The 14514-nt window shown below is 37.8% G+C and carries 15 protein-coding genes and 1 pseudogene; 9 read left to right on the top strand and 7 right to left on the bottom strand.

From position 1 onward, the window contains the following. Positions 1-127: pseudogene (locus QL998_RS07905) on the bottom strand (IS5/IS1182 family transposase); the annotation flags it as partial. A gap of 295 nt (positions 128-422) precedes the next feature. Beyond that, entirely contained in the window at positions 423-902 is a 480-nt protein-coding gene (gene smpB / locus QL998_RS07910) for an SsrA-binding protein SmpB (protein ID WP_010553883.1), read from the bottom strand. Positions 903-1049: 147 nt separating this feature from the next. On the opposite strand from smpB, the gene QL998_RS07915 reads away from it, so the two are divergent. Next, positions 1050-1490 carry a type II toxin-antitoxin system RatA family toxin gene (locus QL998_RS07915; protein WP_290192490.1) on the top strand — a complete coding sequence of 147 codons (441 nt, stop codon included), beginning with the start codon at positions 1050-1052 and terminating at the stop codon, positions 1488-1490. Then, positions 1487-1810, top strand: coding sequence for an RnfH family protein (locus QL998_RS07920; protein ID WP_007584122.1), 324 nt, complete (start codon positions 1487-1489; stop codon positions 1808-1810). The genes QL998_RS07915 and QL998_RS07920 overlap by 4 nt, the downstream gene beginning before the upstream one ends. Before the next feature lie 133 nt (positions 1811-1943). Here the strand turns inward: QL998_RS07920 and bamE are convergent, their stop codons facing one another. Further along, positions 1944-2303: an outer membrane protein assembly factor BamE gene (gene bamE, locus QL998_RS07925; RefSeq protein ID WP_004335706.1), complete on the bottom strand. Its 360-nt coding sequence runs from the start codon at positions 2301-2303 to the stop codon at positions 1944-1946. A gap of 107 nt (positions 2304-2410) precedes the next feature. On the opposite strand from bamE, the gene QL998_RS07930 reads away from it, so the two are divergent. Further along, positions 2411-2740: a GIY-YIG nuclease family protein gene (locus QL998_RS07930; protein WP_290192491.1), complete on the top strand. Its 330-nt coding sequence runs from the start codon at positions 2411-2413 to the stop codon at positions 2738-2740. An 88-nt stretch (positions 2741-2828) separates the two neighbouring features. Here QL998_RS07930 and QL998_RS07935 read toward each other — a convergent pair whose 3' ends face one another. Continuing rightward, complete coding sequence (locus tag QL998_RS07935; RefSeq protein WP_024606188.1) at positions 2829-4748, bottom strand: methyl-accepting chemotaxis protein; 1920 nt, start codon at positions 4746-4748, stop codon at positions 2829-2831. A gap of 194 nt (positions 4749-4942) precedes the next feature. Then, positions 4943-6415, bottom strand: coding sequence for a ketol-acid reductoisomerase (gene ilvC, locus QL998_RS07940; protein ID WP_024589917.1), 1473 nt, complete (start codon positions 6413-6415; stop codon positions 4943-4945). Between the two features lie 138 nt (positions 6416-6553). Here ilvC and ilvY point away from each other — a divergent pair, with 138 nt between their 5' ends. From ilvY to QL998_RS07970, 6 genes are all read left to right on the top strand, one after another. Continuing rightward, positions 6554-7459: an HTH-type transcriptional activator IlvY gene (gene ilvY, locus QL998_RS07945; RefSeq protein WP_290192492.1), complete on the top strand. Its 906-nt coding sequence runs from the start codon at positions 6554-6556 to the stop codon at positions 7457-7459. A gap of 116 nt (positions 7460-7575) precedes the next feature. Continuing rightward, positions 7576-8622 carry a GGDEF domain-containing protein gene (locus QL998_RS07950; RefSeq protein ID WP_290192493.1) on the top strand — a complete coding sequence of 349 codons (1047 nt, stop codon included), beginning with the start codon at positions 7576-7578 and terminating at the stop codon, positions 8620-8622. Positions 8623-9023: 401 nt separating this feature from the next. Beyond that, the gene (locus tag QL998_RS07955; RefSeq protein ID WP_024606186.1) at positions 9024-9836 is read left to right on the top strand and encodes a MipA/OmpV family protein; all 813 of its coding nucleotides are present in this window, start codon (positions 9024-9026) and stop codon (positions 9834-9836) included. A 1-nt stretch (position 9837) separates the two neighbouring features. Then, on the top strand, positions 9838-10218 hold the full coding sequence (locus QL998_RS07960; protein ID WP_024594944.1) for a DUF3019 domain-containing protein: 381 nt from the start codon (positions 9838-9840) through the stop codon (positions 10216-10218). Positions 10219-10232: 14 nt separating this feature from the next. After that, positions 10233-10925 carry a response regulator gene (locus QL998_RS07965; RefSeq protein WP_024606185.1) on the top strand — a complete coding sequence of 231 codons (693 nt, stop codon included), beginning with the start codon at positions 10233-10235 and terminating at the stop codon, positions 10923-10925. A gap of 25 nt (positions 10926-10950) precedes the next feature. After that, complete coding sequence (locus QL998_RS07970) at positions 10951-12198, top strand: ATP-binding protein (protein ID WP_024606184.1); 1248 nt, start codon at positions 10951-10953, stop codon at positions 12196-12198. Between the two features lie 91 nt (positions 12199-12289). On the opposite strand, the gene QL998_RS07975 is transcribed toward QL998_RS07970, so the two are convergent. Together QL998_RS07975 and QL998_RS07980 are read right to left on the bottom strand one after the other, a co-directional pair. Then, positions 12290-12511: a DUF3820 family protein gene (locus QL998_RS07975; protein ID WP_024606183.1), complete on the bottom strand. Its 222-nt coding sequence runs from the start codon at positions 12509-12511 to the stop codon at positions 12290-12292. A 349-nt stretch (positions 12512-12860) separates the two neighbouring features. After that, positions 12861-14435 (bottom strand): cation:proton antiporter family protein, encoded by a 1575-nt coding sequence (locus tag QL998_RS07980; RefSeq protein ID WP_290192494.1) that lies wholly within the window; start codon positions 14433-14435, stop codon positions 12861-12863. Between the last annotated feature and the right edge of the window lie 79 nt (positions 14436-14514).

Consider the following 14514-nt stretch of genomic DNA (forward strand, 5'->3'; position numbering starts at 1 on the left):
TGCGCATCTTATACAGTATGCCTTCGAGCGTTTTTCTATGGTCGGGCTTATTATAAATTCGACCACTTAAGTACATTACTTTTGATAAGACATTCCATGTCCCGTCTGTTAACATTAATCTTGGCATGTAGGTTCGGTGTAAAGTTTTCTGGCGAATTCAATTATACCTTATCTTCATGCTGTTTGTTTTTCATACCACAAAGATCAACACGCCCTAGATATAAAAATTTTTGCCTAGTTCTAGCGTAATTTTCTTAACGTTAAATAGACCCCATATATAAGCAGATTGGTATAACAAGTTTTGTCTTGTTATCGACATTATTTTCTTATCTCATAATAGATTACTTAGTTAAGCGAATTGGTATTTTTTGAGTTTTTATATAGGTGAAATTAAAAACGCCTAATAAATTAGGCGTTTTTATTTATGCTTTATGCTTCATTAAGCGTTCTTTTTCACGCGACCAGTCTTTATCTTTACCGTCTTCGCGTTTGTCGTGTAATTTCTTACCTTTTGCCAAATGAAACTCAAGTTTTACCCAGCATTTTTTCCAGTACATCGCTGTAGCTATTAAAGAATAGCCATCGCGCTCTGTAGCACCGAATAAACGGTCAAGTTCGCGTCTGCTTAATAGCAATTTACGATAACGTAGCGGGTCGCAAATTACATGGGTCGATGCACTGATAAGTGGCTGAATTTGACTGCCAAGTAAAAATGCTTCGCCATTTTTAAGGTGAATATAAGTTTCTGTGATATTTACTTTACCAGCTCGGATACTTTTAACTTCCCAGCCTTGTAGTTCAACACCCGCTTCAAACTTATCGTGTAAAAAATACTCATGTCGCGCTTTTTTGTTTAGCGCGATGGTATTACTTGTCGATTTTGATGAATTTTTCTTAGCCATAGTGCCCTATAATATACGTAATGTGAGATGTTTTACATCGATTTTTTTAATAATGCTTTTAAAAATTTAGCTTTAATTTAAGCAGCATGAAAATTTGGGGAAACGCGCAAAGCTTGCTAAAATTCGCCCACACAGTTGGGAGTGAGTATGCCACAAATAGAAAAAAGTGCGCTGGTTATGTACAGCACTAAAGAGATGTTTGATCTAGTTAATGATGTAGAAGCTTATTCACAGTTTTTACCAAATTGCTCAGACTCAAAAATTGTTTCACAGCACGATAATAACATGACCGCGAGTTTAGAAATATCTAAGGCGGGTATAAAAAAGTGGTTTACCACCGAAAACACCTTTGTTGATGAGCAAACCGTGATACTGCGCCTTGTTGATGGTCCGTTTAAGACGTTAAAAGGGCGCTGGCATTTTCAAGAGCTTGACGCCAAAGCATGTAAGGTTCATTTGCACCTAGAGTTTGAATTTTCAAGTAAGTTAATAGAGCTTGCCTTTGGAAAGATTTTTAACGATGTAGCAAAAAATATGGTGAGTGCATTTACTCAACGTGCAAAACAGGTTTATGGAGCGCGAGTATGATTAATGTTGAAGTGGTCTTTGCATTACCGACCACGGCCACGTGTTTATCAATTGAAGTGCCACAAGGGACTACAGTCGAGCAAGCTGTTATTCAGTCAGGTATTATAGAAAAGTGCCCAGAAATAGATGCCACATCGCTAACGTTAGGTGTGTGGAATCGAACTGTAAAAGCTAACTATGAATTAAAAGACGGTGACCGTATAGAAATATACCGTCCACTAATTGCAGATCCTAAAGATGCCCGCAGAAAACGTGCAGAAAAAGCAAAAGAAGAGGGGCGTGCAAATAAAATAACGGGTGGTCGCCCACTCGAGAAGTAATACCAATCGGCATAAACTTCGAACAATTTAACAGATTAAATCACACGCTAACGTCGTTTAAAATGGTAAAAGCTTTTTAAGTAAACCAATAAAAAAGGTGAGCCATGCTCACCTTTTTTACTACCTGAGACGTTTATTGCTCTAGCGGTGTAGTAAAGTTTTCAGGTTGGTCATAATCACCTGAGATTGAAACTAACTTTTCATTTTCAAAGTTAATTACTAACTCTTTATTTTGTTCGTTTTTACGGCCTTTATTAAAGCTGTAAATATAGCGCCAAGTATTGTTATCAAAGGCGTCCTCGGCAATAGGTCTACCTAATACATAAACAACTTGCTCTCGGGTCATATTTACACGAAGTTTTTCAACATCCGATTGCTCTAAAAAGTTGCCTTGTGGGATGTTAATTCGGTATACCCAGCTAGAGCAACCTGCTGCTGAGCTAAGTGTTAAAGCGACGATAAGCCAAAGAGAAAAAGTTTTTAACGACTGCATTGTTAGTTGTGATCCTTATTTTTTATAATCTGCATGATACCGATTAGTCACTGAAGGTAAAACCCTTTTAAGCAATTGTTTTATGTTAAGGGCGTTAAGGTAATGTTTTGACCACTGATAATGAAAAAAGTTTACAGTATATTGAAACGAATATTTTAAAAACTGAGTCTACTTGGTTTTTATATATAGTTGAAACACGATTTGGTCATTGGTACACAGGGATCACGACTAATGTTGAAAAACGCTTTGCAACTCATCAGGCTGGTAAAGGAGCTAAAAACCTTAGAGGAAAAGGGCCTCTTTTACTTATCCATCAACAACAAGTAGGTAATAAAAGTGAAGCAAGTAAGCTTGAGTATCAATTAAAAAAGCTTCCTAGAGCTAAAAAGGAAGCGTACGTTTTAGCGTTTAATAGCGGCGATAGTGAAAACACTTAGTTTGTATAAATTAAGCATATTAGCTATGAGCAAAAACTATCTTCGAATATAGTTTTTGCTCATAGCTGGCGTGTAATATTAGAGTCGCTTAGCGATGCTTTTCAAAGGTAGCTACAAGTGCATCAAGGGTTTGTGCGCTGTTTGCTAAGTCTCGAATAGCTTGCTCTGTATTGATTTGTTCGCTCATTGCTTTATCGCTAATTTCGCTAATCTGCTCAATATTACGACTTACATCGGCAACCACATTACTTTGCTGCTCAGTTGCAGTCGCTATGAGCGTAGCCATATCGTTTATCTCATTTGCTGTTTCGGTTATTGTATCAAGTAATTCAACAGAGCTTTGCATAGCACCAACGCTTTGCTGAGCTTTATCTTTCGATTGACCAATATCGTTAACTACATCGTCAGATATTCTTGTAAGCTCTTCAATCATAGATTGAATTTCGGTGGTTGATTGCGATGTACGGTTTGCCAGTGCACGTACTTCATCAGCAACAACAGCAAAGCCGCGTCCGTGTTCACCTGCGCGAGCAGATTCAATTGCAGCATTTAAAGCAAGTAGATTAGTTTGATCCGATATGCCTCTAATTGAGTCAACAATACTTGCAATATCAACCGTTTTTTTAGAAAGCAAAGTAACTTGCTCTGTTATGCCATCAATATCGCTGGCAAGGGCTGATATAGTTGCTTGGCTTTGGAGTACTTGTTTGTGACTTTGAATGGTGTTTTCGCGGCTATTATCGGTTAACTTAGCTGTATTTGCTGCGCTTTGCGCTATTTCTTGTACTGTGGCGCCCATTTCGTTGATTGCTGCTGCGACAGATATTGTTTGTTCTTTTTGGTGATCTATTGCTTGAGAATTTCGTTTGGCTTGTTCAAATACATGATCAGAGCTTTGACGTATATCGTGGCTTTCGCTTGCAACCTGAGTAATGGCTGTTTCTATTTTGTTAATAAACTGATTAAAGCCATTACTTAGGTTGTTAAGCTCTGGTTGGCTCGATTCTGGTAAGCGGTACGCTAAATTTGCATCGCCTGAGCCTAATCGTGAAAATAACTCAGCCATTTTAGAAAGTGGAGATGAAAGTGAGCGTGCAAGTAAGTAACTGATTAAACTCGCAACTAATGCTGTAATTATCGTAAAGGTAAAAATTTGCCATTGTAAGGTATTTACACTTGCGAAAACTTCACTTTTTGGTACTTGAGCTACAACATATAAATCGGTGTTTTTAATAGGCGTAGCAGCTACAAGTGTCGGTTCGCCATTTAAATTAATTTCTTCTAGTGCAAAGCCATTACTATTAAATAGTTGGCTGTGGATATTTGCAGTATACAAATCATCAATATTTGCTTTAGCTACTTTACTTGCATCTTTATGAAGCTGAATCAATCCATTTTTATCTGCAATGAATACAAAGCCTGTTTGCTCAATTTTAAATTGCTGTAATAGCTTTTGCATATCAGTGATGCTTTTTGCAAGACCTGCTAAACCAGTACCATTGGCCTGCTGATGGTTTACAAACATTTTCACATCATTGGCTGACTCTTGATAAATACTGATAGAGTAAGGTTGTTTTGATTGCTTAAAAGCAAAAAACCAGCCATCGGCTGCATCGTTTTTTAACACACGCAAAAACCCATTCTGGTTCCAGTACTGTGCAGTGTCTCTATTTGCCCAAGATGCTGTGGCTAAATCGTATTGCTGGGCAACGCGATTTAATTCTTTTAATAGTAATGTATCGTCTTGGTTGTTTGATTGAGCCCATTGTAAAATAAATTCGTTTGATGATAGTTGCTGAGCAGCACCGAGTAACTCGTTGATTTCACCGCCTATGTGATTGCTGATTGTTTGCAGTTTACTAGGGAGCTCTGACTCAATCATACGTTGCTCAATTATATCTTCTGAGCTGTATAAAGAGGTCAAGCCAATAAGCGCGGCTACACATATAGCAATAGCACTGCCTAAAGCTGTGATTTTTTGAGTAATAGAAAGGTTTTGTATCGTCATGATATTAATTAATTTTACAACTGAGTAGAGGACTATATTAGCACATTATTTATTTTGATCTAAATATTGCCTATAAAGGGATGGATAAAAGGTAGCGTTGGATGATTAAAGTTTTATGAATGAGCATAAAAAAGCCCACATGCAAAAAGCATACGGGCTTGGTTTCTAACAAGCGAAACATTTACTGTTTAGGGTTAAACAATCTTTTTCATTGCTGACATGTAGCCACGTAATTTAGCACCTACTTTCTCAACTGGGTGTTCGCGCAATGCAGCGTTAATTTGAATTAATGTTTGGTTATCAACTTGGTTACTGTGCTCGCCAAGGCCTTTACCGATAATGTCTGTATCAACGTTTTTCATAAAATCAGCAAGTAATGGTAAACATGCATGGTTATATAAATAACAGCCGTATTCTGCAGTATCAGAGATAGTACGGTTCATTTCAAAAAGCTTTTTACGCGCAATAGTATTGGCGATTAATGGCGTTTCGTGTAATGACTCGTAGTAGGCCGACTCTTCGATAATGCCGGCTGCTGTCATGGTTTCAAATGCAAGTTCAACACCTGCCTTAACCATTGCTACCATTAAAATACCGTTATCAAAAAATTCTTGTTCTGAGATTTCCACATCGCCAGCAGGGGTCTTTTCAAAGTTAGTTTCTGCCGTTTCTGCGCGCCATTTAAGTAAGTTTACGTCATCGTTATTCCAGTCTTCCATCATAGTGCGTGAGAAAGTGCCGTCGATGATGTCATCTTGATGCTTATTATAAAGCGGGCGCATAATTAGTTTTAGCTCTTCACTTAGTTCAAACGCTTTTACTTTTGCTGGGTTTGAAAGGCGGTCAAGCATGTTAGTAACGCCACCGTACTTAAGTGCTTCGGTAATTACTTCCCAGCCGTATTGAATTAGTTTTGATGCATAACCCGCATCAACGCCTTTTTCTACCATTTTATCAAAACATAAAATAGAGCCAGTTTGTAACATGCCACATAAAATGGTTTGCTCGCCCATTAGGTCAGACTTAACCTCAGCAATAAATGATGATTTAAGTACACCTGCGCGATGTCCGCCCGTACCCGCTGCATACGCTTTAGCTTGTGCTAAACCAAGACCTTGAGGGTCATTTTCTGGGTGAACTGCGATCAGAGTTGGTACACCAAAACCGCGTTTGTATTCTTCACGTACTTCAGAACCAGGACACTTAGGTGCAACCATGATTACAGTAATGTCTTCACGTACTTGCATGCCTTCTTCAACGATATTAAAACCATGAGAGTAAGCAAGTGTAGAGTCTTTTTTCATAAGTGGCATAATTGCACTTACTACAGCGGTATGTTGTTTATCTGGCGTTAAGTTAAGTACTACGTCAGCGGTAGGTATTAATTCTTCATAAGTACCAACAGTAAAGCCGTTTTCAGACGCATTTAAAAATGATTGGCGACGCTCAGAAATAGCTGAAGCACGTAATGTGTAAGAAACATCTAAACCAGAGTCACGTAAGTTTAAGCCTTGGTTTAAACCTTGTGCGCCACAGCCTACAATAACTAGTTTTTTACCTTTAAGTGCGTCAACGCCATCGGCAAATTCGCCTGCGTCCATAAATTCACATTGCGCTAATTGCGCTAATTGCTCGCGTAAAGGTAAGGTGTTGAAATAATTCGCCATTGTTAGTGTCCTATAAAGTCATGTTTGTTAGATGCGCAAGATTTATTGCGCTTACAAACACCATATGTAAAATCGTTGCTTGCGTAAAATGATATATTTGAATTAAAGTGTTTCATAATATGAAATACTGGGTTTGGCATGGATCATAAACATTTAAACTACTTTTTAGCACTGGCTAAAACACTTCATTTTGGACGCGCAAGCGAGCTTTGTCATATAAGCGCACCCACTTTAAGCCGCAATATAAAACACTTGGAAGAAGAGGTCGGTGTTGCATTATTTGTACGCGATAACCGCAGTGTTAAATTAACGCGTGAGGGTGAGTCGTTTATTGATTACGCCACAGCAACGCTTGCTAATTGGCAGCGGTTTAAAACGAATGTGAAAGACCCACAACAACATATTTACGGCAAAGTAAGTATTTATTGCTCGGTTACTGCATCTTATAGTTTTTTACATCAAATATTAGAGCAACTTCGTGCGCAGCATCAGTATATAGAAATAACATTAAATACAGGCGACCCTGCACTTGCTATAAACCGTGTATTAGATGGGCATGAATTAATGGCTATTGCAGCTAAGCCAAATAAGTTACCGGCGCAAATTGCTTTTGTAGATATAGGGCATTCTCCACTTATATTAATTGGACCAAAAATTCAATGCCCGATCACACAAAAACTAACGCAGAATGGTGATGACATTAATTGGTCTGATTTAGAATTTATTGTGCCAGAACAAGGTTTTTCTCGCCAAAGGTTAGAACACTGGTGGCGCAAAAATAATATTCACGGGAAAATTTACGCACAGGTTGCTGGGCACGAAGCAATGGTATCCATGGTGAGCTTAGGATTAGGTGTCGCAATGGTCCCTAAAATAGTGCTAGATAACAGCCCGCTGCAAGATAAAGTACAAATACTAACACCAAAAATGCAAGCACCTGATGGGTTTGATATTGGTTTGGCAGTATTAAGGAAAGAGTTAAATGACCCTGCAATCAGTGCTTTGTGGAATATTGCGCAAACTTTAGATGCAAAAGCGATTTAATGCGCGCAGAGAATAAGCAAGTTAGTTAAATAGTATGAATATAGGTTGCGTATAAGTTTACTATTACTTAACATTGAGCGCTAATAACAAAAACAATGACGCTTGAGAGTTTATTTATGAACCACGCCGTATCACTTGCTCATTCTGCTCAATGCCTAAAAAAGGCGATTCCTTTGATGGTAAAATACCGAATGCCGGTTACACCCATCAACTATGCAATTTGGTACTGTTATATTCAAGGAAACAAACCTTCATTAAATGCTGAGTTAGACCATGTTATTGCTCTGCAACAAACATGTTCACAAGACAAAGTAAAAGAAATTTTTGATAAACATTTAACGCAAGACGATCTCGTTTTTTTTCAAGAAATGACTGAAAAATTTCATACAACTATGGAGCAAGTTCAGCAAGATATAAGCACAACGCTTGATCACTCTAAAAGCTTTACGACGAGTTTAGTTGACTCACAAAATGAATTAAATATGCTTGTTGATGTAAACTCTTACAATGAGATACTAGGTTGTGTTGAGCGTTTAACCGACGATTCTATTGCAATGCAAGATTATGCTCGGGAGTTTCAGACTAAATTAGCCGTTGCCTACAATGAAATAAAAGATTTAAAAGAAGCACTCAATATTTCAAAGGAAGCAGCCGATATCGACACGCTTACGGGTTTTTATAATCGAGGTAAGTTTGATTCTGATATTGTAAACTTTTGCCTCGAATACTCAGAGCAAGCGCAAGAAGACTCTCTTGCCGTACTCATTATGTTTGATATTGATCATTTTAAGCGCTTTAACGATGATTTTGGCCATCAAAAGGGTGATGAAGTGCTTAGGCTAGTTGCTAAAAAAGTGAGAGAAAATACAACTGAAGCTGCAAATGTGTATAGATACGGTGGCGAGGAGTTTTGCATAACAGCCTACTTTGACACTATTAACGATATAATAGCGTTTGCCGATTGTATACGTTTAGCTATTGCGAAATTAGCGATTCGTAAAAAGCATGATATAACAGCTAAACGTGCTATTTCTGCAAGTTTTGGTTTAGCTATTTTACTTCCATTTACTAATAGCTCAGTTTTAGTTGAGCGTGCAGATAGAGCCTTATATATCGCAAAAACACATGGCCGAAACCGAATAGAAATAGCCCCTGATATTTAATAAGCATCAGAAGCTTGATTTATTACGGCTAAAGCCGCTATTAACTTTGGTAACCTAGTAGCTTGTAAGGTTAATAAAAAAAAGTTGTTAGAGTTGGCTTCCTGCAGATTTTATTTGAATTAAAGCATTTGCGAGGTTATCCCTCATTTCCAAAGTTTCTCAAAGCAGTGCCAGCTTAGCCAACGCACATAACTAATTTGAAGGGTTTGTCACTTCAAAAACACAAAAGTTAACATTTGTGTATACAAATTGTGAATAATTGTAACCAGCTAGAGCTAGTTTAAAAAGACCTTGCTAGTATGGGGAACTTACTTAATTTAATACTTTGATGTACGCTGATGCGGTATTCCTTCTCCTTATTAACTGCTCTATGTTTTAGCACTTTGTTTGCTTGCCTTTCGGTGCAAGCAACACAGGCAAGCAAGCATGCTGACGATTATACAGAGCAAGATATAACAACTGATCGCCTGCATTTGAGTTTAAGCGTGGGGGCTGGAGTTATAACCAACCCTTTGCATGGTGGAGATAATATTCCGCTTGTGCTTATTCCACAAATTGCGTTTTATGCAGAGCAATGGTTTTTTGATAATGGCCGCCTTGGCTATTCATTTTCACAATCCCCAAAGCATCACTTTAATCTAGTTAGTGAACTCAACTCTGAATCTCGCTTTTTTATAGACTGGCACCCTAAAAATGTATTTGCATTGCAAAGTAGTGCTCTTAATAATCAGCTCGTAATGCAAAATGAAGCCTCGTCCTCTCGCTATGTTGATATTGATAATTTGCATAAACGGCAAATTGCCTTGGATGCGGGTATTGCATATCACTATGTAAATGATGACCATGTTTTTTCAGTTCAGGCTCTGCATGATATAACCGATGTTTATCGAGGTGTACGCGGTGCATTGCAGTGGCAATATCATACTGTGCTAGGAAAGCTTAAAATAAAGCCAACACTTGGAATAAACTATAAATCTGCGGAACTAAATAGCTATTTTTATGGACTTAATGAGGGTGAAACTCAATTTGGCAAAATAGACGTTGGTAGTAGTTGGCAACCTTATGCTAAAATCGACGCCCGTTGGCCACTGAGTAAGGCTGACTCTCTTCGTTTTCATGTAGCATATTACGACTATTCGGCTATGGATGGCAGTCCGCTCTTTGAACGTACTTATTCAATGACTGCATTTATAGGATTCGATCGTACTTTTTAATATGAAGTATTCAATATTAGTTGTGTTTATTACCACTTTTTTTAGTGGTTTTAGCGTGGCACAAACCCCTGTTTTTAGTGTTTCTCCAAAAGTCTGCGTGGTTTCCGAACAGCAGGATTTTTGCGATCTTGATTTACAGTTTAAATGGCTATTAAACACCTATAGTGATGTCTGTTTGTATCAACAAGAACAACTACTTCAATGCTGGCAGCAGCAGCGTTCTGGGCAATTTAATTATAAAGCGCGTGTTCAGGTGGAGACCATATACTCCTTAATCAATCCTCATACGGGTGTGTTAATAGCAAAAACACAGGTTGAAGTACAAAGCGCCCATGCTAAAAAAAATAGGCGTAGGCTTCGCTCTCCGTGGAGCTTTTTTTAATTTAGGAGCAACTAATGCCAAAAATTTTACTTGTTGAAGATGATCTCGGTTTACAACAGTTAACAAAAGATTACCTTGAACATAATGGCCTTGAAGTCGAAGTGTTAGACCGCGGTGACGAAGTGTTTAATTACCTAGAAAACAATACACCCGATTTAATGATTCTAGACGTTATGCTGCCAGGTAAAGATGGCTTTAGCGTTTGCCGCCAAGTAAGAGATAAATTTACTCTACCAATTTTAATGTTGACTGCTAAAGGTGAAGACTTCGACCAAGTACTTGGTTTAGAACTTGGTGCTGATGATTATGTAATAAAACCAGCAGAGCCACGTGTATTACTAGCGCGGATCAATGCATTACTTCGACGTGGGCAACCAACAGTAAAATCTAGTGAAGAACTGCAGTTTGGTGATTTAGTCATCGATAAAACAAGCCGTATTGTAAAACTAAGTGATTCAGAGATTGTATTAACTTCGCACGAGTTTGAACTACTATGGCTATTAGCGTCAAATGCGGGTGAAGTACTAAGCAGAGAGCATGTGCACCAACATATGATTGGCCGTCAATACGACGGACTTGATAGAACTGTGGATGTACGCGTATCACGAATTCGTAAAAAATTAGGCGACAACAGTGATAAGCCGTATCGTATAAAAACTGTATGGGGACAAGGCTATTTATTTGTTTCTGATGCGTGGGATCTCTAGAACTATTTAAGGTTAATCGGCTGTAATGGGAAAACTGTTTACCAGCTTATACTTATATATCATTGTTTCATTATTTGTTGTAAGTGGTGTTATTGAGCAGCTGTGGCCTTATGAAGAGTCGCAGCAGCAGGTCTTCTTAGACGATGAGTTTGGGCAATCACTGTGGTTGCTTTCGCAAACCCCAAATGGTCTTAAAAAGCTAAAGCATAACTTTGAAAGTAAAGTGATTGAACGACGTGATTTAATACTCCCTCAAAAACAACAATCGCAGCTAAATCAAAATCACTACTTATATTTGTATGATAAGCAACAACGCATTGTTTGGTATGTAGATCTCGGTAATGATTCATTACTTCAGGTAGGGCCGGTAGGTGTATTAACGCAAGAATCATCTTCAGTTTGGCCGTATTTATTACTACTTATTATTGTAGGTATACCAGTTGGGCTATGGAGCTTTTTACTCTGGCGTGACTTTGCAAAGCTACGTAAAGCGTGTGAAGCGGTAGAGGGTTTGCAAGACTTTCAACTAAATGACTCTTCTAAGTCTTTCTTTTTACCTATAACAGATACATTAAAGGTAATGCAGCAACGTATTGAGTTTTTACTTAGTGCGCAGCAAGAGCTTACCTCATCGGTATCACATGAATTTAGAACGCCATTAGCACGTTTAAAGTTTGCAATTGTAATGTTACAAGAGCAAATGCTTGATGAAAAAGGCGAAAAATACCTAACAAACATGCAAACAGACATTAGTGAGCTTGAGTCACTAGTCTCTGAAATGCTTGAATACGCGCGATTAGACTCTCAACAACCAAGTTTACAGCCAATAAACTGCGATTTAGCTGGGCTGGTAAAAACCACTGTTGAAAAGCTAAATTTTGAAGCTAGAACAACGCTCTCTATAAACCTCCCTGAGCATTTAAATTACTACTGTGATAGCCACTTTATGGCGCGAGTATTTCAAAATTTAATTGGCAATGCGCTCAAATACACTCATCAACAAGTCAAAATTTCATTGCTACAAGAGGCAACTCACATCGTATTGATTGTTGAAGATGATGGTGAAGGGATTGACCCCGTTGAGCGAGAAAACGTATTTAAGCCTTTTACTCGATTAGATAAAAGTAGAGGCAAGGACACTGGTGGCTTTGGTTTAGGGCTTGCTATAGTTGCTAAAATTGTGTCGTGGCACCAAGGAGAGTGTAAAGCAGAAAGCTCAAGCTTAGGTGGTGCTAAATTTATTGTATATTTACCTCTCAAATTTAAGACATAAAAAAAGCGCCTAAGGCGCTTTTTTTGCGGTTAAAAACCAAAATCAACAAGTAGCAATATAATAGACCGCAAGTATTTAAAAAAGTTCTCAATTATTTTTTATTTTTTTCAAGTAATGGCATTAACATTTGCTCAAGGCCATTTAGTTTAACCTCATACATCATCGCTAGTTGGCTACCAAGTTTTGAGTCAGGAAATCCCTGCTGTTTGAACCACACCAAATAAGGTTCTGGTAGTAGTAATAAAGGGCGCCCAGCATATTTCCCAAAAGGCATCGTTGTATTTACAGCTATTTTTAATTGTTTTGGATCCATAAGAGTTACTTAGGTTTTAAAGTCTGCGTAAGTGTAAGGGATTTTAGAAATATAAAATAGGCTGTGACGGGCAAGAAACAGCCTATTTTGCGAGGGAGTAGGCCCTCTGATTTAATAATTTTTGTTGATTAATATAAACCTAGTTGAACTTTAATTAGCTGGGATCTAATTAAGTTATTATTAGAACATGGGTTTTTATTTAACCAACACGGATAGTCTACCTGTTTTTCATTGTTGTGGTGAAATGGCTTGTAAAGGAATGTAAATAGAATTGCTTTTTATTTAGAAACTAATAACAAAGCCTTAATAATTCTAAGACTTTGTTATTTATAGACGTTATAAAAAGTGATTATTCGTTAAATAGCTCTTGTTTAACGTGTTCTGCAAAACCACTACCTGCTTCTAAGTAAAAGTTATAAGTAGAATGAACACCTATTTCTTCTAGCTCTTTTTGTTGATCAGGGTAGTTTGCAATAGCTGTTACTTGGCCTTTATAACCTGAGGCTTGTAGTTGCTCTAGCGCAAAAATATTTTGCATATGCTTTGGCATTGCAAGCATGACCATTTCTACTTGCGAATGATTTACTCGTTGCCAAAAGTCAGGATCTGTTGCATCAGCAATTAATACGTTGCGGCCTCTGTTAACGTGCTTATCTACCACTTCAGGTTTTATATCTATGCCTGCAACAACATTTGGGTGAGTCGCGTTGATTGTTTCATAAGCACCAGTACCAATACGTCCCATACCAAAAATGACTATTTTAGTATCGTTTAGGTTAACAGGTAGCTCTTCAGCTAAACGAGTTTTGCTTTCAAACTTTAATAGCCAGTGCTCTATTTTTACGTATAGCTCGTTTGAGCGCTTATTTAACGGCGAGGCAATTACAAAGGTAATAGAAACAGCAATTGCCATTACGGCCAGCCACTCAGAAGTGATCATGCCTGTGCTAGCTGCTACTGCACATACAATTAACCCAAATTCACTGTAGTTAGATAAACTAAAGGCGGTAAGTAATGATGTACGTGCGCGTAGTTTGAATATATTTGTGAACACGTAATAAAGCGCTATTTTAATAGGTAAAACTAAAACAAGTATAATAGCAACGATTAATGAGCTAGTGGTTAGCTCTGCGCTCAAGCCAATACTTAAGAAAAAACCGACTAATAATATGTCTTTTAAATTAAGCAGAGATTTTGATAGTTCTCCTGCTTTTTTATGTGGTGCAAACATCATCCCAATTATGAGTGCGCCTAGGTCGCCTTTTAATCCTGCAAATTCAAATGCATGATAACCAGCAACTAAAGCAAAGAAAAAACCAAATAATGGTAATAGTTCACCATGTTTAGAGCGATTTAATACGCCATACATGACAGGTCGTAATAAAGGCAGAGCAATTATTAATGCAATTGCCCATACATTTGGAATTTTACCGGTGCTAATAGCTAAAAATATTACAGCAAAGATATCTTGCATGACTAGTATACCAATGGCTATTTTACCGTGAAGGCTTGCCATTTCTCCGCGTTCTTCAAGCACTTTTACTGCAAATACAGTACTTGAAAAACTAAGCGCAAACCCAACTAATAAAGCACTTTGCCAACTTAAATCAATAAACAGTGGAATAGCGAAAACACCAAGCAATAACATAAAGCCACTAAAAAGCGCGCTGCTAAAAATAATATGCAATGTTGCAGGCGCCCACACTTGGGGTTTAATTAAACTGTTTACCTTTAGCTTTAAACCAATACTAAAAAGAAGAAGGGTTACGCCAAGTGCTGCTATTGTATCGAGCAACTCTGTACTTTTATAACCCGATAAATTTAAAGCAAAACCTGCTAATAAAAATCCAATAAGAGGAGGCAGCTTTAACTGATAAACAGCAAAGCCACACACAAACGCGGCGGCAAAATAGATTAGTTCCATAATTCTTAATATCACTTCATTTGGGGTTGCAGTGTAACGAAAAATTTATACCATTGAAAATAAAAATAGACCTAAAAAT

The sequence above is a fragment of the Pseudoalteromonas sp. APC 3691 genome (genome assembly GCF_030408135.1).
Classification (GTDB): Bacteria; Pseudomonadota; Gammaproteobacteria; order Enterobacterales; family Alteromonadaceae; genus Pseudoalteromonas.